Annotated in this window: 19 protein-coding genes and 1 pseudogene; 8 read left to right on the top strand and 12 right to left on the bottom strand. The window is 51.8% G+C overall.

Going from position 1 to position 24,899, the window contains the following annotated elements:
• Positions 1-35 precede the first annotated feature (35 nt).
• Entirely contained in the window at positions 36-737 is a 702-nt protein-coding gene (locus tag BCM14_RS03975; protein ID WP_106226674.1) for a pirin family protein, read from the bottom strand.
• 147 nt (positions 738-884) lie between these two features.
• On the opposite strand from BCM14_RS03975, the gene BCM14_RS03980 reads away from it, so the two are divergent.
• Positions 885-1,994 (top strand): NADH:flavin oxidoreductase/NADH oxidase, encoded by a 1,110-nt coding sequence (locus BCM14_RS03980; RefSeq protein WP_106226675.1) that lies wholly within the window; start codon positions 885-887, stop codon positions 1,992-1,994.
• Positions 1,995-2,010: 16 nt separating this feature from the next.
• On the opposite strand, the gene BCM14_RS03985 is transcribed toward BCM14_RS03980, so the two are convergent.
• A complete protein-coding gene (locus BCM14_RS03985; RefSeq protein ID WP_106227034.1) occupies positions 2,011-2,493 on the bottom strand; it encodes a YajQ family cyclic di-GMP-binding protein in 483 nt (160 codons plus the stop codon).
• A 77-nt stretch (positions 2,494-2,570) separates the two neighbouring features.
• On the opposite strand from BCM14_RS03985, the gene BCM14_RS03990 reads away from it, so the two are divergent.
• Entirely contained in the window at positions 2,571-3,431 is an 861-nt protein-coding gene (locus BCM14_RS03990) for an MOSC domain-containing protein (RefSeq protein ID WP_106226676.1), read from the top strand.
• Positions 3,432-3,440: 9 nt separating this feature from the next.
• Here the strand turns inward: BCM14_RS03990 and BCM14_RS03995 are convergent, their stop codons facing one another.
• Both BCM14_RS03995 and BCM14_RS04000 read right to left on the bottom strand, forming a co-directional pair.
• On the bottom strand, positions 3,441-3,905 hold the full coding sequence (locus BCM14_RS03995) for a cyanophycin metabolism-associated DUF1854 family protein (protein WP_106226677.1): 465 nt from the start codon (positions 3,903-3,905) through the stop codon (positions 3,441-3,443).
• Positions 3,898-6,198: a cyanophycin metabolism-associated ABC transporter gene (locus BCM14_RS04000; RefSeq protein WP_106227035.1), complete on the bottom strand. Its 2,301-nt coding sequence runs from the start codon at positions 6,196-6,198 to the stop codon at positions 3,898-3,900. Before BCM14_RS04000 ends, BCM14_RS03995 begins: the two co-directional genes overlap by 8 nt.
• 209 nt (positions 6,199-6,407) lie before the next feature.
• Between BCM14_RS04000 and BCM14_RS04005 the strand changes: the two are divergent.
• Positions 6,408-8,564 (top strand): annotated as a pseudogene (locus BCM14_RS04005) (cyanophycin synthetase); the annotation flags it as partial.
• Positions 8,565-8,612: 48 nt separating this feature from the next.
• Entirely contained in the window at positions 8,613-11,183 is a 2,571-nt protein-coding gene (gene cphA / locus BCM14_RS04010; RefSeq protein ID WP_106226679.1) for a cyanophycin synthetase, read from the top strand.
• Positions 11,184-11,188: 5 nt separating this feature from the next.
• Here the strand turns inward: cphA and phaR are convergent, their stop codons facing one another.
• The 5 genes from phaR to BCM14_RS04035 all read right to left on the bottom strand — a co-directional run bounded on the left by phaR (position 11,189) and on the right by BCM14_RS04035 (position 16,063).
• Complete coding sequence (gene phaR, locus BCM14_RS04015) at positions 11,189-11,758, bottom strand: polyhydroxyalkanoate synthesis repressor PhaR (RefSeq protein ID WP_106226680.1); 570 nt, start codon at positions 11,756-11,758, stop codon at positions 11,189-11,191.
• 79 nt (positions 11,759-11,837) lie between these two features.
• Entirely contained in the window at positions 11,838-12,575 is a 738-nt protein-coding gene (phbB, locus tag BCM14_RS04020) for an acetoacetyl-CoA reductase (RefSeq protein ID WP_106226681.1), read from the bottom strand.
• A 17-nt stretch (positions 12,576-12,592) separates the two neighbouring features.
• Positions 12,593-14,215 (bottom strand): class I poly(R)-hydroxyalkanoic acid synthase, encoded by a 1,623-nt coding sequence (phaC, locus tag BCM14_RS04025; protein WP_375318458.1) that lies wholly within the window; start codon positions 14,213-14,215, stop codon positions 12,593-12,595.
• A gap of 109 nt (positions 14,216-14,324) precedes the next feature.
• Positions 14,325-15,107 (bottom strand): peptidoglycan editing factor PgeF, encoded by a 783-nt coding sequence (gene pgeF / locus BCM14_RS04030; RefSeq protein ID WP_106226683.1) that lies wholly within the window; start codon positions 15,105-15,107, stop codon positions 14,325-14,327.
• On the bottom strand, positions 15,104-16,063 hold the full coding sequence (locus BCM14_RS04035) for an RluA family pseudouridine synthase (protein WP_106226684.1): 960 nt from the start codon (positions 16,061-16,063) through the stop codon (positions 15,104-15,106). Before BCM14_RS04035 ends, pgeF begins: the two co-directional genes overlap by 4 nt.
• 106 nt (positions 16,064-16,169) lie before the next feature.
• On the opposite strand from BCM14_RS04035, the gene BCM14_RS04040 reads away from it, so the two are divergent.
• Positions 16,170-16,961, top strand: coding sequence for an outer membrane protein assembly factor BamD (locus tag BCM14_RS04040; RefSeq protein ID WP_106227036.1), 792 nt, complete (start codon positions 16,170-16,172; stop codon positions 16,959-16,961).
• On the opposite strand, the gene yoaA is transcribed toward BCM14_RS04040, so the two are convergent.
• Complete coding sequence (gene yoaA / locus BCM14_RS04045) at positions 16,953-18,959, bottom strand: DNA repair helicase YoaA (RefSeq protein WP_106226685.1); 2,007 nt, start codon at positions 18,957-18,959, stop codon at positions 16,953-16,955. The two genes, BCM14_RS04040 and yoaA, sit on opposite strands and share 9 nt — an antisense overlap.
• A 101-nt stretch (positions 18,960-19,060) precedes the next feature.
• On the opposite strand from yoaA, the gene BCM14_RS04050 reads away from it, so the two are divergent.
• The 3 genes from BCM14_RS04050 to BCM14_RS04060 all read left to right on the top strand — a co-directional run bounded on the left by BCM14_RS04050 (position 19,061) and on the right by BCM14_RS04060 (position 22,322).
• Positions 19,061-21,433 (top strand): Tex family protein, encoded by a 2,373-nt coding sequence (locus BCM14_RS04050; protein WP_106226686.1) that lies wholly within the window; start codon positions 19,061-19,063, stop codon positions 21,431-21,433.
• A 130-nt stretch (positions 21,434-21,563) separates the two neighbouring features.
• Positions 21,564-21,944 (top strand): RidA family protein, encoded by a 381-nt coding sequence (locus tag BCM14_RS04055; RefSeq protein ID WP_106226687.1) that lies wholly within the window; start codon positions 21,564-21,566, stop codon positions 21,942-21,944.
• Between the two features lie 24 nt (positions 21,945-21,968).
• On the top strand, positions 21,969-22,322 hold the full coding sequence (locus BCM14_RS04060) for a cupin domain-containing protein (RefSeq protein WP_106226688.1): 354 nt from the start codon (positions 21,969-21,971) through the stop codon (positions 22,320-22,322).
• Here BCM14_RS04060 and BCM14_RS04065 read toward each other — a convergent pair.
• Positions 22,319-23,689, bottom strand: a complete 1,371-nt coding sequence (locus BCM14_RS04065; protein ID WP_106227037.1) for a tryptophan--tRNA ligase — start codon at positions 23,687-23,689, stop codon at positions 22,319-22,321. The genes BCM14_RS04060 and BCM14_RS04065 overlap by 4 nt on opposite strands.
• Before the next feature lie 20 nt (positions 23,690-23,709).
• Positions 23,710-24,801 carry a cell division protein ZapE gene (gene zapE, locus BCM14_RS04070; protein ID WP_106226689.1) on the bottom strand — a complete coding sequence of 364 codons (1,092 nt, stop codon included), beginning with the start codon at positions 24,799-24,801 and terminating at the stop codon, positions 23,710-23,712.
• Positions 24,802-24,899: the final 98 nt, after the last annotated feature.

The following is a 24,899-nucleotide window of genomic DNA, read 5'->3' on the forward strand; positions in this document are numbered from 1 at the left end:
AGATCGTCATCTTATCGATTGTTTTGTTTGCAATATTATTGAGCCAGATCAAACACCAGCACCTCGGCGTCGCGGCCCGAATCGAGGCTTAAATCGCTTTCGTGTTCAATCAAGGTAGCGTCACCGCCTGTCAAGGCAATCCCGTTCACCGACAAGTCGCCCTTAATCAGATGAACATAGGCAAGACGTCCAGCCGCAATTGGCAGTGTGGCTTGTTCTTGCCCATCGAACAAGCCGGCGTAAATTGACGCATCGGCGTGGATAGTGACTGAATTTTTCGATCCCTCAGGTGAAGCGATCAGACAGAGTTTGCCGCGCTTGTCTGCCGCTGCAACCGTTTTTTGCTCGTAGCCGGGCTCAATACTTCTGACATTCGGTTCGATCCATATTTGCAAAAAATGGGTCGATAGCCCCTCTGCGTGGTTGAACTCGCTGTGTTGCACCCCGCGTCCAGCACTCATGCGCTGCACATCGCCCGGCGGGATGCCCTTGACGTTGCCCATACTGTCCTGGTGCGCCAGATTGCCTTCAAGCACATAGCTGATGATTTCCATGTCGCGATGACCATGCGTACCAAAACCAGTGCCAGGCGCGATGCGATCTTCATTAATGACGCGAAGATTGCCCCAGCCCATAAACGCTGGATCGTGATAGCCGGCGAAAGAGAAGCTGTGAAACGATTTCAACCAGCCATGGTCGGCATAGCCCCTGTCTTGCGAACGCCTGATTTTGATCATGGAAAACCCTAATAAAAATATAAGACTGTCATAGTCGCTAGTTTACCCGGGTCAAGTCAGACTGCCGCCTCAACATTCCACCTTGCGAATCAGAGGTTCAGCCATTAGCATGGCGAGCACTACTTTCTTAGCCTCGAGGATATCCAGATGAGTAAATTATTTTCGCCCATCAAGCTTGGTCAAGTGACATTGGACAATCGTATTGTCATCGCACCGATGTGCCAGTACTCGGCTAACAACGGCAATGCAACCGATTGGCACATGATTCATCTGGGTCAAATGGCACTGTCAGGGGCTGGTCTGTTAATTATTGAAGCGACTGCCGTTGAACCCATCGGCCGGATTACCCATGGCTGTCTGGGGCTCTGGTCAGACGAAAACGAGGCAGCGCTCAAACCCGTCATGGCCGCGATTCGCAAATACTCCTCGATGCCAGTCATGATCCAATTAGCACACGCTGGCCGTAAAGCCTCGAGCGCCCGCCCATGGGAGGGCGGGCAGCTGATTGCAATCAAGGACGGCGGCTGGCAGGTCGAAGGCCCGTCAGCGGTCGCACACGGCTCAAGCGAGTCAGACCCGTTGGCCATGGACGCAGCCGCATTGGCCCGTGTCAAACAAGCGTTTGTGGACGCTGCGCTACGCTCAGTGAGATTGGGTTTCGACGGAATTGAACTGCACGGCGCGCACGGCTACTTGTTGCATCAGTTTTTATCGCCAGTCTCAAACAAGCGAACCGACGAATATGGCGGCTCAGCCGAAAACCGCATGCGTTATCCTCTGGAAGTGTTTGAGGCCGTGAGAAAGGCAGTACCCCAAACCACACTCGGCATTCGCATTTCGGGGACAGACTGGGTAGACGATGGTCAACCGATGCAAGCCAACATTGATTTCGGCAACAAATTAAAAGCGCTGGGATGCGACTTTATACACGTCTCGACTGGCGGGGTCGCCGCTGCACAACAAATCCCCGTCGGACCAAAGTTTCAAGTCCCGTTTGCAACACAGATCAAGCAAGGCACCGGTCTGCCAACCATTGCAGTTGGTTTGATCACTGACCCGAAAGAGGCCGAGCAAATCATTGCAGATGGCGAGGCTGACATGGTGGGTCTGGCTCGCGGCATGCTTTATGACCCTCGTTGGCCCTGGCATGCTGCGGCTGAACTGGGTGCCAGCGTTGACGCAGCACCACAGTACTGGCGCTCGCAACCCCGTGGTTTGTCAACTCTTTTTCGCGACACAAAGTTTGGCGGTCGTTAGCAACCGATGAATTGCCTTAGTCCCTGAAGTTATTGAACTGCAGGGGCAAAGGCACATCTACTTTTTTCAGGAGCGCGATGGCATCTTGCAAGTCATCGCGTTTTTTACCAGTTACGCGTAATTTTTCGCCAGTAATCTGATGTTCGACCTTGAGTTTGGCTTCTTTCATGGCAGCAATCAGCTTCTTTGACACCGGTTGCTCAATCCCCTGTTTGACGGTCACTTTTTGACGCGCGCCACCTAAGTTCTCGAGCGGATCTGCGACATCCAGACAGCGAACATCGATACCTCGCGCGCTCAAGCGGCTGCGCAAAATATCCAGCATCTGCTTTAACTGAAATGCGCTGCCAGCAACTTGAGTGACCACAAATTCATCGAGCTCGAATTTTGCATCGCTGCCTTTGAAATCAAACCGTGTCGATAGCTCGCGATTAGCTTGATCAACTGCATTGGTCAATTCGTGTTTGTCTACTTCTGAGACAACATCAAAAGATGGCATGGCAAAACCCCTGATAAGATCACAACCAACTAGTTTAAGCGTTAGTTCCATTTTAAATTCTTTTAGAGACCCGAGTGATGAGCGATTGCCACGGATTCGTCAGCCAGCTTTTTATTTACCCGATCAAATCTTGCGCGGGTATCGAAATCCAAACGACTTTGATTAAACCGACGGGGCTGGCATTCGACCGCGAATGGGTCATTGTTGACCAGAATGGGATGTTTCTTACCCAGCGACAGTGCCCTCACATGGTCTGGATCACGCCTGGCCTTACGGCGGAGCAATTGACCCTGTCGGCGCCCGATCAAGAGACAATCAGTGTTGATTTAGCTTATCGCGGTAAACCCATCATGGTGACGGTCTGGCGTGACACGCTACTGGCTGACGACATGGGTGATGAGGTCGCCGGGTGGCTCGATCGTTTTTTACAAGTTCCAGGTAAAAATTTTCGCTTGATGAGGTTCGGCAACCATTCGACACGCCTGTCAAACAAAGACTGGACTCAAGGTCTGGACAGACCCAATATGTTTAGCGATGGTTTTGCTGCCCTCGTCATCACACAAGCGGCCTTGGATGAGCTCAATAGCCAGCTCGCCCAGCGAGGCCATGAGACGGTCGCAATGGATAGGTTTCGCCCAAACATTGTACTGACCGGCCTCGACGGACACACAGAAGACCACCTGGATATCATCCGTTTTGATCCAATCGCCTGTGGTCCAGAACTGCAGCTGGTCAAACCGTGTTCTCGGTGCGCCATTATTGACATTGACCCCTACACAGCGCAATCATCACCGACAGTCAGTGACCTGCTCAGCCCTTATCGGCGGCTCGCTATCGTGGACAACGCCATCTGCTTTGGTATGAACGCTGTCATCACCGCCGGCGGGTCACAACAAATCAAGGTGGGAGACAACTTCGACGCAGATTACAAACTCTAGAAGCTTGTGTCACAGAAATCGATCGAGAATTTTGCGACTATTTTTATCCAGCGTTTGCATGTCTTTCAAATAAAAACGCAGACCGTGACTATCGGTGATGAGCAGCGTCCGAGTCGATAGCCGACGGATGTCCTCTTCGCCTTTGAGCGTAAATTTTGTGCGTCCCTTATCAGTTGTCACCTCCCAGTCACTGGGTGTTGAGAAGGTCGACACCGAAACAATACTGAGAATCTCGGGGATCAGCTCACGAGAAGCAATCTCATCTTGAATGTATTGCCTCGTATCTTCTGGCAGCTTTTGGAGGTCATCTATCCAGGCAATCTCCTTACCTTCGAGACTCATGATGGCAACAAAGAAGTCAGGTGCAGCGACCGGGAAAGCTCTTACCGGCACGACGCCCTCGTGAACCATCCCGTCTGCTGTCGTCAAAACCAGTTTTCCTGCCAGGTTACGGGACAATTTGAACTCAAACATTTGTCGCAGCCTGTTTCGCATCGGTATCAATGATCACGGCATGACCATCTGTTTCAGTCTGACGCGCTTGAGCGAGATACAAGGCGTGATAGGCGCCTTGACGCGCGATCAGTTCGTCATGGGGGCCTATTTCGACCACCTTACCGCGGTCCAGCACGACCAAACGATCTGCCTTCCGAAGTGTGCTCAGACGATGCGCAATAGCAATGGTCGTGCGGCCTTGAATCAAGTTATCCAAAGCCTCTTGAATCTCCATTTCGGTCGTGGTGTCGACTGACGAGGTGGCTTCATCAAGAATAAGAATTTTGGGATCAATCAACAGCGCACGGGCAATGGATATCCGTTGACGCTCGCCGCCTGAAAGTGCCTGGCCTCTTTCGCCCACAAGTGAGTCATACCCCTGTGGCAGTCTTAAGATAAATTCGTGCGCCCTCGCAGCCCTCGCAGCCGAGACTATTTCTTCGCGTGTGGCTTCTGGCTTACCATAGGCGATGTTTTCAGCAATGCTGCCAAAAAACAAGAAGGGCTCTTGTAGAACGAGCCCGATATGGCGCCGATAAGAGGCCAGCGAGTACGATCTGATGTCGACACCATCTACACGAATCCCACCTTCCGTTACATCGTAAAACCGACAAATCAGATTCACGAGCGAGCTTTTACCTGAGCCACTGTGACCCACCAAGCCGATCATTTCCCCGGCGCGTATATTGAGGTCAATTCCACGCAAGATCGTACGACTTCCATACCGAAAGCCCACGTTTTTGAGTTCGATCCGACCCTCAACTTTATCCAAAGGAACCGGCCTTGTCGCGTCCGGCACACTCGACACATGATCGAGGATGTCGAAGATTCGCTTCGCACCCGCCGCCGCTTGCTGGGTATGCGAAACAATACGGCTCATCGAATCCAGTCGTGTATAGAAACGACCGATATACGCTAAAAAGGCCGCCAGAACACCCACTGTAATACTGTGTGCCGCAACCTGAGAAATACCAAATATCCAGACCACCAACAAACCAATCTCGGTCAGAAACGTGACCGTTGGGGCAAACAAAGCCCAGACTTTATTGATTCGGTCATTCACGCCAAGATAGCGGTTATTAGCTTCACGAAAACGTGCGACCTCGCGGTGCTCTTGTGCAAAGGCCTTAACCACGCGAATGCCCGGTATCGTATCCGCGAGCACATTGGTCACTTCGCTCCAGGCTCGATCAACTTTTTCAAATCCGTGCCGCAGACGACCTCTGACAGAATTAATCATCCAAACGATTATGGGCAACGGGATCAAGGTTGTCAGCGCCAACTTAGGGTCGATCGAAATCAGGATGCCAGCCGTCATCAAAATCATCAGCACGTCATTTGCAAAGTCGAGCAAATGCAACGACAGAAACAGATTAATGCGGTCGGTCTCGCTACCGATTCGAGCCATCAAATCACCGGTTCGCTTGCCACCGAAGTACTGCAGAGACAGCGTTTGCAGGTGCGTAAACGTAGCGGTTCGCAGATCAGCACCTATCCTCTCGCTGATCCAAGCTAATAAATATGTTCGTGCCCAACTGAGCAACCACGCCAGAAATCCAGAAACCACCAGACCAGTCAAAAGCAGAGCAACCAGATCGTAATCAATTGGTTTGCCGTTCTGGAAAGGGATAAGGATCTTATCCATCAGTGGCATCGTCAAATAGGGCGGCACCAATGTTGCCCCGGTCGAGAGCAGCGTCAAGACCAATCCCAGAATCAACAGACCTCGGTAGGGCTTAGCAAAACGGATGAGTCTAAGCAACGCCCAACCGTTATTAGGGCCTTGAGCCTCGCCACTGCATACTGCGCACTCTTCTTGATCGGGCGCAAACGGCGTCCCGCAAGTTGGGCAGGTGGCAGGCGCGACATCAATTTGAGCGGACGCATCACCATGCAGCGTCTGACAAACCAGAAATGTTTCGCAAAGACGGCTGACGGCGGCGGCGAGACCTAAGGTATGGTGCCAGAGTGCTAAGCGCTTGCCCTCATCAAACAGCTCGACCACCCCAAGCCCTGCATGATCTCGGTGCTCAAGTGATTGTTTCGACGTCACGTCCCAGCAAACCCAGTCGGTCGAGCCGGCATAACGCGTCAGCAGACGCTTGTTAGTCAACACTAAAATACTTGCATTAAAGCGAAGATCGTTGTCTAAATCGGGCTCTATCCACGCCTTGACTGCTTCACCGGGGACAAGAATGCCGTGCAGAGCGCTAGCCCACGCAGGCGGCAGCGTCAGTTTATGGTTAGATTGAACGTTCGAAGACAAACTCATGACTTGACTAGTATAACGAGGCGGCAAGAGGAATTCGGAGGTAAAGATCGCCTCGGCACTCGCTAAGTGAGTTTTTGCTACGATAATGAAGCAATTCGCAACATTATTGCGCTGCGTCATGAACTTTTGCCTGTCAAATCAATCCATGTCAGTACTACCGCGATGTGTGCGCCCAAGAATCGATTTAAGAGGCAGGTCCCGATAAAAATATGAATAAACGCGACATCATCATTGAGCGCATCGCGCACTTGCGTGGCCCAAACATCTGGACCGTTCTTTACGTGCCCGTGATCGAAGCCATCGTTGATATCGGCGACTTGGAGGACTGCCCCTCTGACACGGTACCCAGTGTTTACAAGCGTTTGACGGCCTGGATGCCTAGCTTGATTGAGCATCGGTGCAGCCCTGGCGTCCGTGGTGGGTTTTTAACTCGGTTAGAGCGCGGGACTTGGCCAGGCCACATCCTCGAGCACGTCGCGCTTGAGCTGCAAAATCTGGCTGGGATGAAAGGCGGCTTCGGTCGCACGCGCGAAACCTCAAGAAGGGGTGTCTATAAAGTCGTGATCACTGCCTGGAACGAGCAAGTCGCCAAAGCGGCGTTGCAAGCGGGTCGGGACCTCGTCATGGCAGCATATGAAGACAGGGACTTTGATGTGAACACTCAAGTCGAAGAACTCAAAGACTTGATGGAAACGTATTTTTTGGGACCGAGCACCGCCACGATAGTCGAGGCCGCAAAAGACCGCCGTATCCCAACCATCCGTTTGAGCAGCGGAAATCTGCTGCAATTGGGCTATGGATCCCGACAGCGCCGTATCTGGACGGCCGAGACAGAACAAACGGGGGCAATAGCTGAGACCACCTCGCGCGATAAAGATCTGACTAAATCTCTGCTCGAAGCGTGTGGTGTGCCTGTCCCCAGCGGGCGGGCTGTCGAGAGTGCTGAGGACGCGTGGGATGCTGCACAAGACCTCGGCATGCCTGTTGTAGTCAAGCCGGTTGATGGCAATCACGGACGTGGTGTCTTCACTAATTTAGTGTCACAAAGAGAAGTCGAAGCTGCCTACGCTGTCGCTCTACAAGAAGGGTCAGGTGTCCTCGTCGAGAAGTTCATTTTCGGCGACGAGCATCGCTTGTTGATTGTTGGCGGCAAAATGGTCGCTGCAGCAAAAGGTTCAACTGCCTTCATCACAGGCGACGGCAAATCAAGTGTGGCTGACTTGATCGAAAGCCAAATTAACGCGGATCCGAGACGCGGCCGTAACGAAGATCATCCGCTGAACTTTATCAAGCTGGACTCAGCTAATCGTCTGGAAATCGAAAAACAAGGCCTCACACCAGAGTCGATACCTGACGAGGGTCGCATCGTGATTATTCAGCGCAGTGGCAACGTGGCGATCGATTGCACTGATGACGTCCATCCAGACGTTGCTGATACCGCAGCCATGGCCGCCCGAATTGTCGGCCTGAACGTCGCAGGCATCGATCTCGTGGCACAGGATATTTCTAAACCCTTAAAACAGCAGTCTGGCGCGATTGTCGAGGTCAATGCGGGTCCCGGTTTGCTCATGCATATCAGACCAGCCGAAGGACAACCCCGGCCTGTGGGTCGTGCCATCGTTGACCACATGTTTGCTGCCGAAGAAAGTGGACTCATCCCCATCGTTGGCGTGTGCGGGACCGAAGGCGTTGATCAGGTCACGAGCCTGCTCTTTCATTTGATGAGTTTGAACGGCTGGGAAACTGGCATGGCAACCCGTTCGGGTCTACAGGTAGGTCGTCGTCGAATTAGTTCAGAGGACAGCACAAATTTCGATCAAGCTCGTAAACTTTTACTTAATCGTGAAGTGCAAGCTGCTGTCATTGAAACGACGGGGCATGAGATTCTTGCGAATGGTCTTCCCTATGAAGTGTGTGAAGTGGGCGTCGTGACTCGCGTGGAATGGTCAGAAGCGTTTCAAGTCTACGACCTTCACAACCTTGAAGATAACGATGATTTGATCAAGGTTTATCGAACCCAAGTAGACGTTGTGTTGCCGACGGGTACCGCGGTACTCAATGCAGATGACTCGATCGTTGCCTCATTAGCCGCTTACTGCGAAGGATCGGTTACGTTTTACAGCTTGGATCCAACACACACCGTCGTCGTCGATCACCTTAAGCAAGGACACCGAGCCGTGATCGTCGAACAAGGCCGCGTGGTGCTGGCACACGGTGCGTCTCGCACTGCTCTGATGTCTATCGACGCCTGCCCGACCGTCTCGCAAGCGTCCACTGACTCGACCCGCTCTGCCGTTCTGGCAGCAGCGGCAGCGGCTTGGGCGCTTGGCATGCCAACGGAACTCATTGAAGCTGGCCTGATCAGCCCACTGGTTTAACCTATAACGACTCGCTCGATACACTGAGGAAACAACATGGAAGTCTCACGTATTCGCGCCTTACGCGGCCCCAACCTGTGGAGCCGTCACACCGCGATAGAAGCGGTGGTCACGTGCGAAGGCATTGAGTGCGATCTGGATCAAATCTCGGATTTCACTGTGCGTCTGCGCGCGCGTTTTCCTGATATCAGGCCCCTACGACCACTCGGTCACAAAGAGCCACTGTCGATGGCTCACGCCATTGAAGCTGTTGCGCTGGGTCTGCAGGCGGCAGCCGGATGCCCCGTTGCGTTTGGTCAAACGGTCGCAACGCCAGAGGCGGGCGTTTTTCAAGTAATTGTGGAGTACTCAGAGGAGAGTGTGGGTCGCTTGGCGATACAACTGGCCGAATCGCTCTGCCTTGCTGCACTCAATAATGAAGCGTTTGACATCAAATTATCACTGGACAAACTGAGAGAGCTGGACGAAGACATTCGCTTAGGGCCGAGCACAGGTTCAATCGTCCATGCCGCTGTCGCCAGAGATATTCCCTATCGTCGTCTGACGGAGGGCAGTCTGGTTCAATTTGGCTGGGGTAGTAAGCAACGCCGCATACAAGCTGCGGAAACAGACAACACAAGTGCCATAGCAGAAGCGATCGCGCAAGACAAGGATTTAACCAAAATGCTCTTGGACGTGGCAGGTGTGCCAGTCCCGAACGGTTACGTCGTCTCTGATGAAGAACACGCGTGGGAAATCGCCAACAAAATAGGCTTGCCTGTCGTGGTCAAACCGCGAGACGGCAATCAAGGCAAAGGGGTTGCCGTCAACATCGAAACACGCGAGCAACTGGTCGCAGCGTTTGCGACGGCTTCGGACATCAGCCGCGACGTCATTGTCGAGCGGTATATCCCTGGCCATGACTTCCGTATGCTCGTGGTAGGTGACAGACTGATTGCTGCTGCGCGTCGCGACCCACCTCATGTGGTGGGTGACGGGATACACACGATTAGACAATTGGTTGACCAGGTCAATCTCGACCCGTTACGCGGCGACGGACACGCTACGCCACTCACCAAAATACGCTTTGACGACATCGCCCAAGCTACCTTGGTCAAACAAGAGTTGACAGTCGATTCAATCCCGACCAAGGGTCGGCGAGTGCTATTACGTAACAATGCGAATTTAAGCACTGGTGGCAGTGCCACCGATGTAACAGACGAAGTTCATCCCGAGTTGGCGGCCCGAATTGTCACCGCTGCCAAAATGGTTGGTCTTGACATCGCTGGTGTTGACCTTGTCGCTGAAACCATGCATAAGCCTATGGAGGAACAGCACGCCGGCATCGTTGAAATCAATGCGGCACCAGGCTTACGCATGCATATCAACCCATCGTTTGGGCATGGTCGTCCAGTGGGCGAGGCCATCATTTCGACCATGTTTAACGAACAGGAAAATGGTCGAATTCCTGTCATTGCCGTTGCCGGGACTAACGGCAAGACAACGACAGTGCGCTTATCAGCTCACCTGATGGCTGCGGCTGGCAACCGTGTTGGCATGACTAATTCTGATGGTGTTTACATTGAGCATCGCTGTATTGACACGGGTGATTGCAGCGGGCCACGCAGCGCTCGCAATGTGTTGATGCACCCTTATGTAGACGCCGCTGTGTTTGAAACTGCTCGTGGCGGCATCCTGCGCGAAGGCTTGGCCTTTGATCGTTGTGACGTGGCTATCGTCACCAACATCGGTGCAGGCGACCATCTTGGCATGAACTTCATCAACACGGTCGAAGGTCTGGCCTTAGTCAAACAGGTCATCGTTCAATATGTAGCGCCCAACGGTACTGCCGTGCTCAATGCAACAGATCCGATGGTCTCTAAGATGGCAGCGAACTGCCCAGGTTCAGTCACCTTCTTCTCGAACGACAACCATCATCCGGTTCTGCTAACACATCGAGCTCAAGGGAAACGAGTCGTCTTTAAAGACGATGCGCATATCGTCTGCGCGGAAGGCAGTTTCGAGCATCGCATTGCGCTGGCAGGCATACCATTGACACGTCATGGCACGATTGGTTTTCAAGTCGATAACGCCATGTGCGCGATTGCTGCAACGTGGGCCTTAGGACTTGATTTCAAAATTATCGAGGCTGGTCTGTCGACCTTCATCAATGACGCTCAAACAGCGCCGGGCCGGTTCAACGTATTCGACTATCGCGGGGCAACAGTCATTGCCGATTATGGTCACAATCCAGATGCAATTGAAGCGCTGGTGCCAGCGATTGAGAGCATGACAGCCAAACGTCGAACAGTCGTCATTAGCGGCGCAGGCGATCGTCGCGACGAGGATATTGTTCGTCAGACAGAAATCCTTGGCGAAGTATTCGACGCAGCGATTCTCTACCAAGATCAGTGCCAGCGAGGAAGAGAGGACGGTGAGGTCCTAAACTTGTTGCGCAAAGGCTTGGAAAACGTCTCGAGGACCAAAGAGGTTCAAGAAATCAGAGGTGAGTTTCTGGCGATCGATACCGCCCTGCAAGCATTACAGCCAGGCGATCTTTGTTTGATCTTGATCGATCAAGTGCAGGAGGCGTTGGATCATATCGCCGCCCGCATCAAAGAGAGTTAAGCGTTTTACTTTGAAGTGTCTTCTTTTCCCTTTGCACCAGGTGCGAAGGGAAAAGTACTGAAGATATTAAGGCTTTGGTCCTGCATTTTGTCCTGCATTTGCGAGAACAAAGTCTTGCTCTGTTCAACATAGCCGTTCATCAAATTTTGCATCACTGGATTTTGAGCACTCATGAATTGAGCCCAAGTGTCAGGACCAAACTGATTACCGTAAACACCTTTGGAATGTTCGGCGATACGATCCTGGACATCCATGAAGGCCTGAATATTTTTCTCAAGATAGGACCCCATGACGCTCTGCATAGCATGACCGTAAAAGCGAATCACATGGGCTAGCATCGTAGACGAGAACATGGGCACCCCACCGCTCTCTTCTTCAAGAATAATTTGCAACAAGATGCTGCGCGTCAAATCCTCGCTCGTCTTAGCATCAACCACTTTAAACACGGCCTGATCCAGCACCAGCTGCTTGACGTCGGTCAAGGTGATGTAGGTGCTGGTCTGTGTGTCGTACAGACGGCGGTTCGGATACTTTTTGATTAACCGCACTGCGCTCGTGGTTGATGCTTCCGTCATCTGATTCTCAATTTACTGTTTCAATAAGGTTTAAAACTCGACCCGCCAAGTGCCTCGGCTCTTGGTCGGAAACCGAGCTTTAACCCATGTGTAGACCACCATTCAATGAAAAGTCTGCGCCAGTAGAGAACCCCGCATCTTCCGAGGCAATCCAAGCACAAATCGATGCGATCTCTTCCGGCCGTCCCAGGCGCTTGACAGGAATCGTGGCAACGATTTTCTCGAGCACATCCGGCCTGATCGCCTTGACCATGTCCGTGCCAATGTAACCAGGGGAAACTGTGTTGACTGTGACCCCTTTGCTCGCTACTTCAAGCGCCAGTGACATGGTAAAGCCATGAATCGCGGCTTTCGCAGTCGCGTAGTTCGTTTGACCAAACTGACCTTTTTGACCATTCACCGAGCTGATATTGATGATACGCCCAAAGCCGCGTTCGACCATCGGATCAATCACTTGCTTAGTCACATTGAACAAACTAGTGACATTCGTATCCATCACTGCCTGCCAGTCCTGCACACTCATTTTGCGAAAAACACCGTCTCGCGTAATCCCGGCATTATTGATCAGCACATCAATCGGACCGTGCTCTGCAACCGCCTTTTTAAACGCCGCTTCAGTTGAATCCCAATCCGATACGTTACCAACAGAAACGTGAAAGGTGTATCCAAGCGCGGCTTGTTCATCGATCCACTGCTCAAAGTTACGCGTCGGACCGCACCCTGCAATCACCGTCATCCCTTCTTTAGCCAACCGCTGACAAATCGCAGTGCCGATACCACCCATCCCACCCGTAACATATGCAACTTTTTTACTCATGTTTGCTCCTGTTTTTTTTAAACTGCTCTGACTTGCACGTACGAACCTGGTGCCGCTTCAATATCCGGATAATATTTATTTCCCGCCTGTGCAGAAACTTTGACCTTTCGACCAGACTGTTTGGCCAACCAGGTTGTCCAGTCGTTCCACCAGCTGCCGGGATTTTCGATGGCCTGATCAAACCATTGATTGGCTGTCGTGTGCTCTTGATCGTTTTGCGCCGTCCAGAAACTACGTTTGTTTTTAGCGGGTGGATTGATCACACCTGCGATGTGGCCTGACGCCCCCAGCACAAATCGTTTGGCACCACCCAACACTTGTGTCGACAAGTAAGAAGTCTTCCAGGGAACAATGTGATCTTCACGCGAGGCATACAAATACGCCGGTATTTTGATTTTGCTCAAATCGACCGGGACGCCGGCGCAGTCTAATTTGCCGGGTACGCGTAAATTATTCTCAAGATAGGTATTGCGAAAATACCAAGTAAAAAACGGACCGGGCAGATTAGTGCTGTCGCTGTTCCAGAACAGCAGATCAAAGGCAGGCGGGGTCTCGCCTTTCAGATAGTTAGAAACGACGTAATTCCAGACGAGTTCATTTGGACGCAGGAACGAAAACGTCGTTGCCAGTTCGCGCGCAGTCATGAGACCACCGTGCCCCATTTGTTGCTCGCGCATCGCAACCTGTTGGGGATCCACAAAAACACCTAATACTCCCGTATCACTGAAGTCCAACATGGAGGTCAGCAAAGTCACTGAGGCAGCCGGCTCTTCTCCACGGGCAGCTGCGACAGCCAGCGCGGTAGCAAGCATCGTGCCGCCTACACAAAAACCGAGGGTATTTATTTTGCTCTGCCCGGAAATTGCTTGAACCACCGAAATAGCCTTCAGCACGCCGTCTTCTAGATATTCATCCCAGGTTGCATGCTCAATGCCATCAGTATCCTCGGGGACTGGATTTCGCCAGGAAACTAAAAATACATTGAAACCTTGTGCTAGCGTGTGTCGAACGACAGAGTTCTCAGGCTGCAAATCGAGAACATAAAATTTGTTGATGCAAGGTGGTACTAATAGAATCGGTCGAGCGTAAGCCGTCGAGGCAGCAGGTTTATATTGAATCAGTTGGAAATATTTATTCTGAAACACAACACTGCCGGGAGTCGTCGCCACGTTTTCACCGACTTTGAATTTTGACTCGTCCGTTTGAGTGATACGACCTTTTTGCACGTCGGCAAAAAAATTATTCATCCCAGCAACGATCGATTCACCACCCGTCTTCAATAAAGTCTCTTGTGCATCAGGATTGGTGATCAAAAAATTTGCTGGCGACATGGCGTCAAGCCACTGCATGATTGAAAACCGCAGACGCTCTTTCATGTCTTGATCGGCATCCGAAGCATCGACCATGCGCTGCATCGATTTGGCCGACAGCAAATAAAAATGAGCCATCATCAAGTAAGAAGGATTGGCTGACCACGCCGGACTGGCGAATCGACGATCGGTGATAGCAGGCAGTTGCCGAGAGACTGCCGACTCGGTCAAATCCCGCCATTGTTTGATAAATTCGGAGCGGATTGAATCCAGGGCACCCTCAGGGATACCCGGTGGAGTCGCCCAACCAGTTGGCATTGATGCGTTCAAATTCAAACCCCTAAAAGACAACTGCGTGGCACAAGCGACCTCATTACATCCTGCGCCAGCAAATCACGCCTGTCAATCAGGGTAAACAGTCTATCTAAATATTACTTTATTATTGTTGCAACCATGCAATTGTTGCCATTCTTCCAGTGCTTTTATCGCGTCGATATGAAAAGAATCTTTGCCGAGAATCCGTCACCGTGCACAGGCCAGATTTTTCGACACTTGCAACACCATTTTGATTTAAACGATGTTCTGCTAAACCTGCCAAATCAGCATGCCATTTTTCAGGCTGGCCAGGATCAATCTTAAAAAACGTTTCGGTTTCAGGCTTACTCAACACGAAAGCATCAAAGACATCGCTTCCAACTTGAAACGAATGCTGTCCGATTGCGGGTCCTATCCAGGCTCGGAAATGTTTTGCTTCAGGCCGCAGCGCTTTCATGCGTTCTACCGTTCGCTCTAATACACCAGCGGCTAACCCTCGCCACCCAGCATGCGCCACCCCTAAAACAGATGCTTGTTCATCAGCAACGACAACAGGCAGGCAATCAGCGGTCAAGACGGCGAGCACGCGACCAGGGCTTGTCGTGACGCTTGCATCCCCCTCTGGCATCGACCAGGTTGAGACCTCAGTCGTCATGTCGATCTGGTGAACCACATCCCCATGCACCTGCTTCAGCCAATAGGGGTGATTCGGTATAAGCGCCCCGAGGCGGTCTCGATTTGCCTTGACCTTGTCGATATCGTCACCAGATCGAAAACCGAGATTGAGACTATCAAAAGGGGGATGGCTGACCCCACCAAAACGAGTGGTACTAAAAAGCGAGACCCCCGACCACTGTTGCGTCGGAGTGACCACCTCTATCTGACGATCAAAATTCAGCGTGCTCATGGGCGCCACTTCACCGCATCCAGCACAACACTCATGTCTGCCGGGATCGGCGCCGTAATCTGAACGAGATGCCCAGCTATCGGGTCATCAAAAGCTAACTCATAAGCATGCAACATCTGGCGTTGCGCTTCACCCAGAATACGTCCACCATAAAGCGTGTCGCCCAGCAAAGGATGCCCCAGACTCGACAGATGCACGCGAATTTGGTGAGTTCGACCCGTTTCGAGACGACAAATAATTTGAGATACGTTCGACTCGTAATACTCGCCGGTGCGAGCCAGTTCGTAATGAGTCACCGCAGCCTTGGGCGCACTGGGCTTGTCTACATTCATCCGCACTGGCACTTTGGGATCACGGCCAATCGGTTTATCGACGGTGCCGGCTGAAAGCATGCGACCGTGCGCGAGCGCCAAATAGCGACGACCCATGGTGCGCGCCTGTAGTTGTCTGACAAGATGTGTTTGCGCAATCTCGCTTCGGGCCACCACTAGCAAGCCAGAGGTATCCTTATCAAGCCGATGCACAATACCGGCTCGGGCGACATGCGAGAGTTCAGGGTACCGAAAAAGCAGTCCATTGAGTAACGTGCCACTCCAGTTGCCGGCGCCGGGGTGGGTAACCAGACCGACAGGTTTATTGACCACGATCCAATCGCTACTCTCTGCCAGCACTTCAAATTCAACCGGTTCGGGTAAAAACGCCAAATCTTCAGGTGCCGGTTGCTCAAAAACGGTAATGAGATCATCTTCACGCAAGGATTGCCGGATTTTCGCTACTTTACCGTTAACTTGGACATGCCCAGCCTCAATCCAGGCCTGCAATCTGCTGCGTGAATGCTCAGGAATCAACTGCGCAAGCAGTTTATCTAATCGATCTAGTGGCATGCCATCGGTCACCGTAAATAACAACGGCTCATCGTCTGGCAAAGTATCAACAATTTCTACAGGTTGGATCATGAGACTAGTCATATAATGGAAAGCGAATGCTAACACCAAGGATCGTGACGTGATCGGACAGACCCCTAATAACTTCTCTTACTCTCGCCTAAGCGTAGCTGCGCTGCTGAGATTGTTCGTTCTAGTATGCGCACTTGCTTTAGCAGGTTGCTCCAGCAAAGGGACAGAATACGACCCTACCGCCAATTGGGCAGCTGAAAAACTGTTGGCAGATGGCAAAACTGAAATGTCTTCTGGTAACTGGAAGCTCGCCAAAGAGCGGTTTAGTGCGATTGAGGCCCGCTACCCTTTTGGTATATTCGCTCAGCAAGCGATGATCGATCTTGCTTATTGCGAATGGAAAGATAAAGAAAGCGAAAAAGCGCTGGCCACTATCGGTCGCTTTCAGCAGCAATATCCTGCCCACGCCAGCATGGATTACATGCTTTACCTGAAAGGCCTCATCACTTTCACACCACCAAGCGCTCTCTTTGCCAATCTCACCGGGCAAAATCCGGGCGAACGCGATCAGCGGTCGATGCGACAGTCGTTTGCTGCCTTTAACGATCTGATTACTCGCTTCCCCGACAGTAAATACGCCCCTGACGCTCGTAAACGACTCGTTTGGCTGGTTGATACGATGTCACAAAACGAGCTCTTTATTGCGCGCTACTACTACGAGCGTTATGCCTATGTGGCTGCTGTCAATCGCGCCCAAATTGTTTTGACCGATTTTGAAGGCGTACCGTCAGCTGAACCAGCGCTCTACATCATGATGATGTCCTACGAAAAACTGGGCATGACAGAGTTGCGTGATGATACTCAGCGTATTTTGTTAAAAAACTTCCCCAATACGCGTTTGATTGAAGAGGGATTCACTGACAAGCCTGCCTGGTATAACCCGCTGAGCCTATTCTGAGGATTCAGGTAGTGGCTTAGGCTCGCTACCTGAACCCGTTCGCTCAACCAGAAAATCGATTGCTGTTTGATGCTCTCGGGTCCTGGTAAACGGGGGTAGGCCTCGCCACAATTGCTTTCCGTAGGGCTTATCCACGAGTCGCGTATCCCCAACCATCAGTACGCCCCAATCGGTTTCAGTCCTGATCAAACGTCCTGCACCCTGCTTGAGCGCAATAGCCGCCTCGGGCAATTGATATTCCATGAAGGGGTTGCCGCCCTGTTCACGACAGTGCCTTAAACGAGCCTCTAAGACGGGATCATCAGGTGGTGCAAAGGGTAATTTATCAATAGCAACCAAGGTTAGCCGCTCGCCCGCAATATCAATGCCTTCCCAGAAACTAGCGCTTCCGACTAACACGGCATGATCCAGTGTCCGAAACTTTTCAAGCAGATCACGTCTAGTCCCAAACCCCTGACGCATGATCGGCCACTCAATCCCGTGTTTTTCGTACAGGTCGCCTAGTAGCTGGGCAACACGTTCAACCGCACGCAAGGTTGTGCATAGCACTAACGCCCCCCCCTGACTCGCCTGAATTAAAGGAAACAATAAATCCACAAACGCCGGTAAGAAATCGCTTGCCTGAGGCGATGGCAAATTCGTCGGCACATAAAGCAAGGCCTGCTTGGCGTAATCGAACGGAGATTCCATCCTCAGACTCGTCGCGCCCTCTAGCCCCAAGCGAGCAGTAAAGTGACCAAAATCGCCGTGAACCGACAAGGTTGCCGAGGTGAACACCCAGGCTTGCGACGTTTCGCGATACTTTGCGAAGGCTTCCGCCACTGACAAAGGCGCTGCGTGCAGGCGGACATGATGTAAACCAAGCTCAACCCACCGCACGATTTGCTGATCGACATCACTGACACGATCACCTGCGGCATCCCAGTCATGCATGACTTGCTCTAACTCGTGACAAGTGCGGGCAGCTATTGCCAGGTCTGGATGCTTTTGCTCAAGCACTTTCAGCATATCGCCGATTTCAGCAATCGCTTGTTTCAGTTTTGCGCGCGCCTCATCAAATTCATGACGATCAATAAAGGCGTCGTAGGTCACTTTACGAGATGGTATTTTTTCAAGCGATGCACACGAAAGCCTCAAATCCTTAGCTGCCTGATCAATGCGGCGAGCCTGTTCAGACCAGTTAGTCGACTCACGCGCATGCGCCAAACCCGAGGTTTCAACGAGTTTGGCCAGATCCAGAAATTGATGTGTCGAAATACTGGTGCCGAGAAACCGCGTTGCTGTATCGGGAAGCTGATGCGCCTCATCAAAGATCACCGTATCAGCAGCTGGCAGCAGGTCAGTTACGCCTTCTTCACGAAGCACCACATCTGCCATAAAGAGAGCATGATTAATCACGACGACCTCTGCCTCTTGAGCCTGTCGACGTGCTTTTAAAACAAAACAATCTTTGACGTAAGGACAATCTTGGCCAAGACAGTTTTCTCGAGTAGAGGTGACACGCTGCCAGATATCAGCTTCTTCAGGGACGACAGCTAGGTCAGCTCTATCACCCGTTGTCGACTGCTTCATGAAGGTCTGAATTTGTCTCAACTGATGAACCTCGGACCGAGATCTCAGTCCCCTATCCTCATTTTGCAGCTGCGCAAGATGATAGTGGCAGACATAGTTACCCCGCCCTTTTAGCAAGGCAATGGAAACTGGCATAGATAACGCGTCTCTCACCCGCGGAAGGTCTCGGGTAAACAACTGATCTTGAAGGGTGCGGGTACCTGTGGAAATCAACACCTTACCGCCACTGAGCAAAGCTGGGACGAGATAGGCCCAGGTTTTGCCTGTGCCTGTTCCCGCTTCGGCGATCAAAGTACTGCGCGACGCAATGGTGAGTTCTACCGCTTCGGCCAACTCAATCTGGGCGGGGCGAAGCCGGTAACCGGGAGAGTGACGCGCAAGTGGGCCTTGCTCAGAAAATACTTCTTTAATCGACGAATTTTGCATTCAGAAACCTATCAGGTGCCTGATCATAACGCTTCAGGTCGGATCCAATCCCGGGATGTGGCAAAATCATCAGCTTCGCTTCAACCTTTTAAGTCCAATCAATGAGCATTGCTGAAAACCTGTCTGCCACCGCCCTGACTCGCATCATTAACCAATTAGCAAGCGAACTATCGATCCGCCCCAACCAGATTCAGGCCGTCATCGAACTATTGGATGATGGCTCCACTATCCCGTTTATCGCTCGCTACCGTAAAGAGGCTACAGGTGGCCTCGATGACACCGTTTTACGCAATCTTGATGTTCGTCTGATTTACCTGCGCGACCTTGAAGAACGGCGTGCAACCATCCTCGCGTCAATAACCGAACAAGACAAGCTGACGCCAGAACTTGGCGTGTTGATCGATCAGGCAGATACCAAACAACGCCTTGAAGATTTATATGCGCCGTTCAAGCCCAAGCGTCGCACGCGCGCTCAGATAGCCCGTGAAGCCGGTTTAGAGCCATTAGCAGATGCCATCCTCGCTGATCTGGCGTGCGATCCTGTAGCGATCGCTGCGAGTTATTTGAACGCTGAGGCCAATATCATTGATGCCAAAACCGCACTAGACGGTGCTCGTGACATCTTGGCAGAACGCTACGCAGAAAACGCTGACCTGCTCGAAGACATGCGCATGCATCTTTGGTCTACAGGTTATCTCTATTCGAAAGTCGCTGAAGGTAAAGAAGTCGAGGGAGAGAACTTTCGGGACTGGTTTGATTTTAATGAACCGTTGAGCACACTCCCATCTCACCGAATTCTGGCTCTCTTGCGTGGGCGCCAGCAAGGCATGCTTGAGCTTCGCATTGGCTTAGAGGCCTCTCTCGACGCACTCGTGCCTCACCCTTGTGTGGTCCGAATTGGTCAATTTTTAAAATTGGGCAAGGATCTATTTGAGCTATCTCCTTCACCTCGCGCAAAATGGTTAGCCGATGTCTGCCGCTGGACGTGGCGTGTCAAACTTCTGACTAGTCTCGAAAGCGAGATGGTGACGCGACTGCGAGAGACTGCTGAAGCAGAGGCTGTCAGAGTCTTTGCGGCAAATCTAAAAGATCTTTTATTGGCCGCACCAGCTGGACCGAAGGCCGTTTTAGGTTTAGACCCAGGCATTCGCACTGGAGTCAAAGTGGCTGCCATCGACAAGACCGGTAAAGTCGTCGAGACCCACACCGTCTATCCCTTTGAGCCTCGGCGAGATCGCGAAGGGTCGATTGCCATCCTGGCTGGTATCGCACGTAAACATCAGATTGAACTCGTCGCGATTGGCAATGGCACGGCCTCTCGGGAAACCGAGAAGCTGGTCGGCGACCTGATGGCGGCACATCCAGATTTGAAGCTCACGCGTGTCGTGGTGTCTGAAGCAGGTGCCTCGGTTTATTCCGCCTCTGAATTAGCAGCCCTTGAATTCCCCGAGTTGGATGTGAGCTTGCGTGGCGCCGTATCGATTGCCCGTCGCTTGCAAGATCCACTTGCCGAGTTGGTCAAGATCGATCCTAAAGCCATCGGTGTCGGCCAGTATCAACACGACTTGAATCAGCGCGAACTGGCTAAATCACTCGACGCGGTAGTCGAGGATTGCGTTAACGGCGTGGGGGTTGATGTCAACACGGCATCTGTTGCTTTGTTGGCCCGTGTTTCGGGTCTTAACAGCACCTTGGCTAAAAACATTGTGACTCGCCGAGATGAAAAAGGTGCTTTTCAAAACCGTCGTCAATTGCTTGAAGTTTCACGATTCGGTGAAAAAGCCTTCGAACAGGCGGCTGGCTTTTTGCGAATTGCCAACGGTGACAATCCCTTAGATGCGTCGTCCGTTCATCCCGAGGCTTATCCTGTTGTCGAACGAATACTCAAAAAAATCGCAGCCGATGTCAAGGAAGTGCTTGGGCATCGGGAGAAACTACAAGGCTTGTCACCGTCAGAGTTCACCGATGAGAAGTTTGGTGTGCCGACGGTGCGGGACATTCTGAACGAACTTGAAAAACCAGGCCGTGACCCACGCCCAGAGTTCAAGACCGCAACCTTTAAAGAAGGCGTCGAGACGTTGAAAGATCTGATGCCTGGGATGATTCTCGAGGGGGTTGTCACCAACGTTGCCAACTTTGGTGCCTTCGTGGATATTGGTGTGCATCAGGATGGCCTCGTGCATATCTCGGCCCTGGCGGATAAGTTTGTTTCTGATCCACGTGATGTGGTGCGTGTTGGTCAGATGGTGAAGGTTCGCGTGCAAGAAGTTGATGTGGCGCGCAAGCGGGTTGCGTTGACGATGCGACTGAGTGATGACACGCCGCCTGCGAGGTTGGGTGGGTCTGTCGTGAGTGCAGGTGGCAAAGGTGCTTCGGGCGCACGACCTGGTGCGGGCAAACCAAGATCAATGAATCAGGCTGAGCCTGCGGCAGGTGGGGCGATGGCGGCGGCTTTTGCTAAGCTCAAGCGTTAAGAGGTCAGACACGACGGGCGGCCGTGGCTTTAATTGCACTCGAACGTCAACAAACAATCGGCTCGACATAAAATGCATCAATCCATAGATCAGCTTCACATCAAATCAACTCTTTTCACAAAATAAAGCCATGTCTCGTCAAGTTATCAGCAGTGGTTCGCCCTTTGAAGAAAAGATAGCTTACTCAAGAGCAGTCGTCGCAGGCGACTGGATCTTTGTCTCGGGTACAACAGGGTTCGACTATCTATCAATGACGATTTCAGAATCGGTCATTGAGCAGGCAGATCAGTGCTTTAAGAATATTGAGCACGCACTGAAACAAGCGAACACATCGCTCGCCGATGTCGTTCGGGTGCATTACATCTTGCCCGCAGCTGAAGACTTTGAGGCCTGCTGGCCGGTGCTTCAACGTTATTTTGGTGAGGTGCGACCAGCAGCGACCATGTTTGTCGCCGGGCTAGCTGATCCAAGGATGAAAATCGAAATTGAAGTGACTGCGCTCCGCTCGTAAAACCGTTAACCAGGCAGGTGAATCATGCGTGAAAGGATATTCAAAAGTAGCAATTTTCATCAACCGAACGTGGGCGAACCCATTCGATCAGTTGTGAGCGAGTCTGAAGATTCAGCGGTGATTGCCTGGTACGTGCAACCAGGGCAGCGCATTAGCGCTCACCTTCATCCGGTTGGGCAAGACACGTGGCTCATTCAATCAGGGATGGGAGACTATCAATTCGATGCGTCTGGTTCGACTAAACCGATTCAAGCGGGAGACGTGGTGATAGCCCATCGAGGCGAAGTGCATGGCGTCCTAAATACCGGCAACGAGCCATTGATTTTTGTTTCAGTCGTATCGCCTGCCGCCGCTGGCTACGAACTGAAGACAGCTTAATCAGTTGCGGCAGGCACCATCGCAGACTGCAAGGCGTGCAGCAAAGCGTCTCGTTCAGTCGCGGATGCTGTCACCGTGCCTGTCGCCACAGTTTGCCCATCGAGCGACAAAATAAAACCGGTCTCACCTTGCAGGCTGATGAAGTCACCTGCATGACCTTGCTCAAGCTGTTTACGCACGGCACCTGCTTGTTTAGGATCAGCGTAAGCGATTGAACAGAACAACTCTTGCCCATCGGCTGCTAGAAATCTAAACCTGAACTGACCCGCCTCATCACGAAAGCTCACGTAGCGGGCAGTCTTACCGCCCTTGTTTGCCGAGCCACCTTGAACGGGCGCTTTATTCGCACTGCCTGCTAGTTTCCGAATCCCAACGGATTGTCGGAGGGTCTGCATAAAAGGGGTTGCTATCTGCCGCGCTTTCTGTGCGCCGACCGCGAGAGTCTCTTCAATCTGCTCAGGGTTTTGCATCAAGGCTTCATATTTTTCTCGCATGGGTGCGAGTTCGGCTTCAATCCGATCGCACAAACGCTGTTTGGCATCCCCCCAGCCAATACCTGCTGTCAAGTCTGCATGAAAGGCCTTGGATTCTTCTGAACGCGCAAACGCCTTGTAGATCAAATAAAGATGTGACGCGTCTGCATCTTTAGGTTCACCAGGACCCAGCGAATCCGTAACGATGCGCGCAACGGCCGCTTTCAAAGCCTTGGGTCCACCTTCGAACAGCGGGATCGTATTGTTGTAACTTTTGGACATCTTACGACCATCAAGGCCAGGCAAGGTTGCGACCTCTTCCGCAATGACGGCTTCAGGCAAGACAAAAAACTCCTTGCCCGCGCCGAACAAATGATTAAACCGCTGAGCAATATCCCGTGTCATTTCGATATGCTGAATCTGATCACGGCCCACAGGCACATGATGTGCATTAAACATAAGAATGTCAGCGGCCATCAACACGGGATAGGAGAACAAACCCATCGTCACGCCGTCGTCCTCATCCACACCCTTGGCATGATTCTGATCCACTGAGGCCTTGTAAGCGTGCGCACGATTCATCATGCCCTTGGCCGTCACGCAGGTCAGCATCCAACTGAGTTCGGGGATTTCGGGGATATCTGACTGGCAGTAGAAGGTCACGCGCGATGGATCGAGACCACAAGCCAGCCAAGTCGCGGCAATCTCAAGTCGTGAGCGAGCAATGCGCTCTGGATCTTCACATTTGATCAGTGCGTGGTAATCCGCCAAAAAGAAGAACGCATCAACTGTTGGGCTTTGACTGGCCGTGATGGCAGGACGAATCGCACCGACATAATTACCCAGATGGGGAGTGCCAGAAGTGGTGATGCCGGTCAGGACGCGCGAATTCATCATTTATTTGTCTTGAAGTATTAAAGATCGACAGTATCACGTCGCTCGGACTCGAGATACTCTTTGGACTGCATCTCAAGAATCCGCGATACCGTACGGTGAAATTCGTTAGACATAGCACCCGTGGTGTAAAGCTCTTCAGGCTCGCCCTCTGCCGACATAATAAGTTTGACTTTATGATCGTAAAACACATCGATCAGCCAAGTAAAACGACGTGCCTCCGATGCATTTCTGGGGCCCATGATCGGCACAGCAGATAAGATGACAGCGTGAAACCGGCTGGCTAATTCAAGGTAATCATTTTGCGATCTTGGCCCTCCACAGAGCGTGGCAAAGTCAAACCACACGACTGAACCAGCCAATTGCTTGGCGCGGATTTCGCGATGTTCAATCAGTAAGACAGGTTCAAGCGATGCCGTGTCTGCAAGCTGGTTAAACGTGTTTTGCAAAGCAAGCTCAGCCTCGGGCGTTAAAGGCGTGTGATAGCACTTAACCTGCTCTAAGGTGCGACGACGATAGTCGATACCTGCGTCGACGTTCAGCACATCCATCTTAAGTTTGATTAACTCAATGGCTGGCAAAATCCGGTCTCGATGCAGACCGTCTGGATACAGTGTCGAGGGTTCGTAATTGGACGTCATGATGAACGACACGCCGTTTTCGAATAGCTTCAATAACAGACGGTGCAAGATCATCGCATCTGCGACGTCAGAGACGTGAAACTCATCAAAGCAGATCAGGCGATAACTCTTTGCAAGACGCTTGGCCACTTCATCCAGGGGATCTTGCGTGCCTTTGACCTCGTCCAGCTGTCTGTGCACACTGCGCATGAACTCATGAAAATGCAACCGTGTCTTGCGTTTGACTGGCACATTTGCGTAAAACGCATCCATCAGAAAACTCTTGCCACGACCAACACCACCCCAAAGGTAAACCCCTTTAGGCACCTCTGGTCTAGATACGAGCTTTTTAAACGCGTTGGATCGCTTGGACATAAAAGCGACCCAGTCTTCGTAATAGCGCTGTAGCCGCTCGACGGCAGCCAATTGCGCCGCATCGGACTGATAGCCGCGTTCTTTCAGGACATTTTCGTAATATTCAACGACATTCATACACAGCTCGAACAACCATCAGACAAAATCAGACAAATCAAAGGGCGAACAACAAGTGCGCAGATAAACAAAAGTCTGGATAGGCGCAGGCACCTAAC

The organism is Jezberella montanilacus (assembly GCF_003003055.1).
Taxonomy (GTDB): domain Bacteria; phylum Pseudomonadota; class Gammaproteobacteria; order Burkholderiales; family Burkholderiaceae_B; genus Zwartia; species Zwartia montanilacus.

Bases quoted from the DNA above. Each gene is read 5' to 3' on its own strand.
- BCM14_RS04055 (WP_106226687.1), top strand. From the start codon at position 21,564: ATGTCTCGTCAAGTTATCAGCAGTGGTTCGCCCTTTGAAGAAAAGATA.
- zapE (WP_106226689.1), bottom strand. From the start codon at position 24,801: ATGAATGTCGTTGAATATTACGAAAATGTCCTGAAAGAACGCGGCTAT.
- BCM14_RS04065 (WP_106227037.1), bottom strand. From the start codon at position 23,689: ATGAATTCGCGCGTCCTGACCGGCATCACCACTTCTGGCACTCCCCAT.
- cphA (WP_106226679.1), top strand. From the start codon at position 8,613: ATGGAAGTCTCACGTATTCGCGCCTTACGCGGCCCCAACCTGTGGAGC.
- BCM14_RS03980 (WP_106226675.1), top strand. From the start codon at position 885: ATGAGTAAATTATTTTCGCCCATCAAGCTTGGTCAAGTGACATTGGAC.
- phaR (WP_106226680.1), bottom strand. From the start codon at position 11,758: ATGACGGAAGCATCAACCACGAGCGCAGTGCGGTTAATCAAAAAGTAT.
- phbB (WP_106226681.1), bottom strand. From the start codon at position 12,575: ATGAGTAAAAAAGTTGCATATGTTACGGGTGGGATGGGTGGTATCGGC.
- pgeF (WP_106226683.1), bottom strand. From the start codon at position 15,107: ATGAGCACGCTGAATTTTGATCGTCAGATAGAGGTGGTCACTCCGACG.
- BCM14_RS04035 (WP_106226684.1), bottom strand. From the start codon at position 16,063: ATGATCCAACCTGTAGAAATTGTTGATACTTTGCCAGACGATGAGCCG.
- BCM14_RS03975 (WP_106226674.1), bottom strand. From the start codon at position 737: ATGATCAAAATCAGGCGTTCGCAAGACAGGGGCTATGCCGACCATGGC.
- yoaA (WP_106226685.1), bottom strand. From the start codon at position 18,959: ATGCAAAATTCGTCGATTAAAGAAGTATTTTCTGAGCAAGGCCCACTT.
- BCM14_RS04050 (WP_106226686.1), top strand. From the start codon at position 19,061: ATGAGCATTGCTGAAAACCTGTCTGCCACCGCCCTGACTCGCATCATT.
- BCM14_RS04000 (WP_106227035.1), bottom strand. From the start codon at position 6,198: ATGAGTTTGTCTTCGAACGTTCAATCTAACCATAAACTGACGCTGCCG.
- BCM14_RS04060 (WP_106226688.1), top strand. From the start codon at position 21,969: ATGCGTGAAAGGATATTCAAAAGTAGCAATTTTCATCAACCGAACGTG.
- BCM14_RS03990 (WP_106226676.1), top strand. From the start codon at position 2,571: ATGAGCGATTGCCACGGATTCGTCAGCCAGCTTTTTATTTACCCGATC.
- BCM14_RS03995 (WP_106226677.1), bottom strand. From the start codon at position 3,905: ATGTTTGAGTTCAAATTGTCCCGTAACCTGGCAGGAAAACTGGTTTTG.
- BCM14_RS03985 (WP_106227034.1), bottom strand. From the start codon at position 2,493: ATGCCATCTTTTGATGTTGTCTCAGAAGTAGACAAACACGAATTGACC.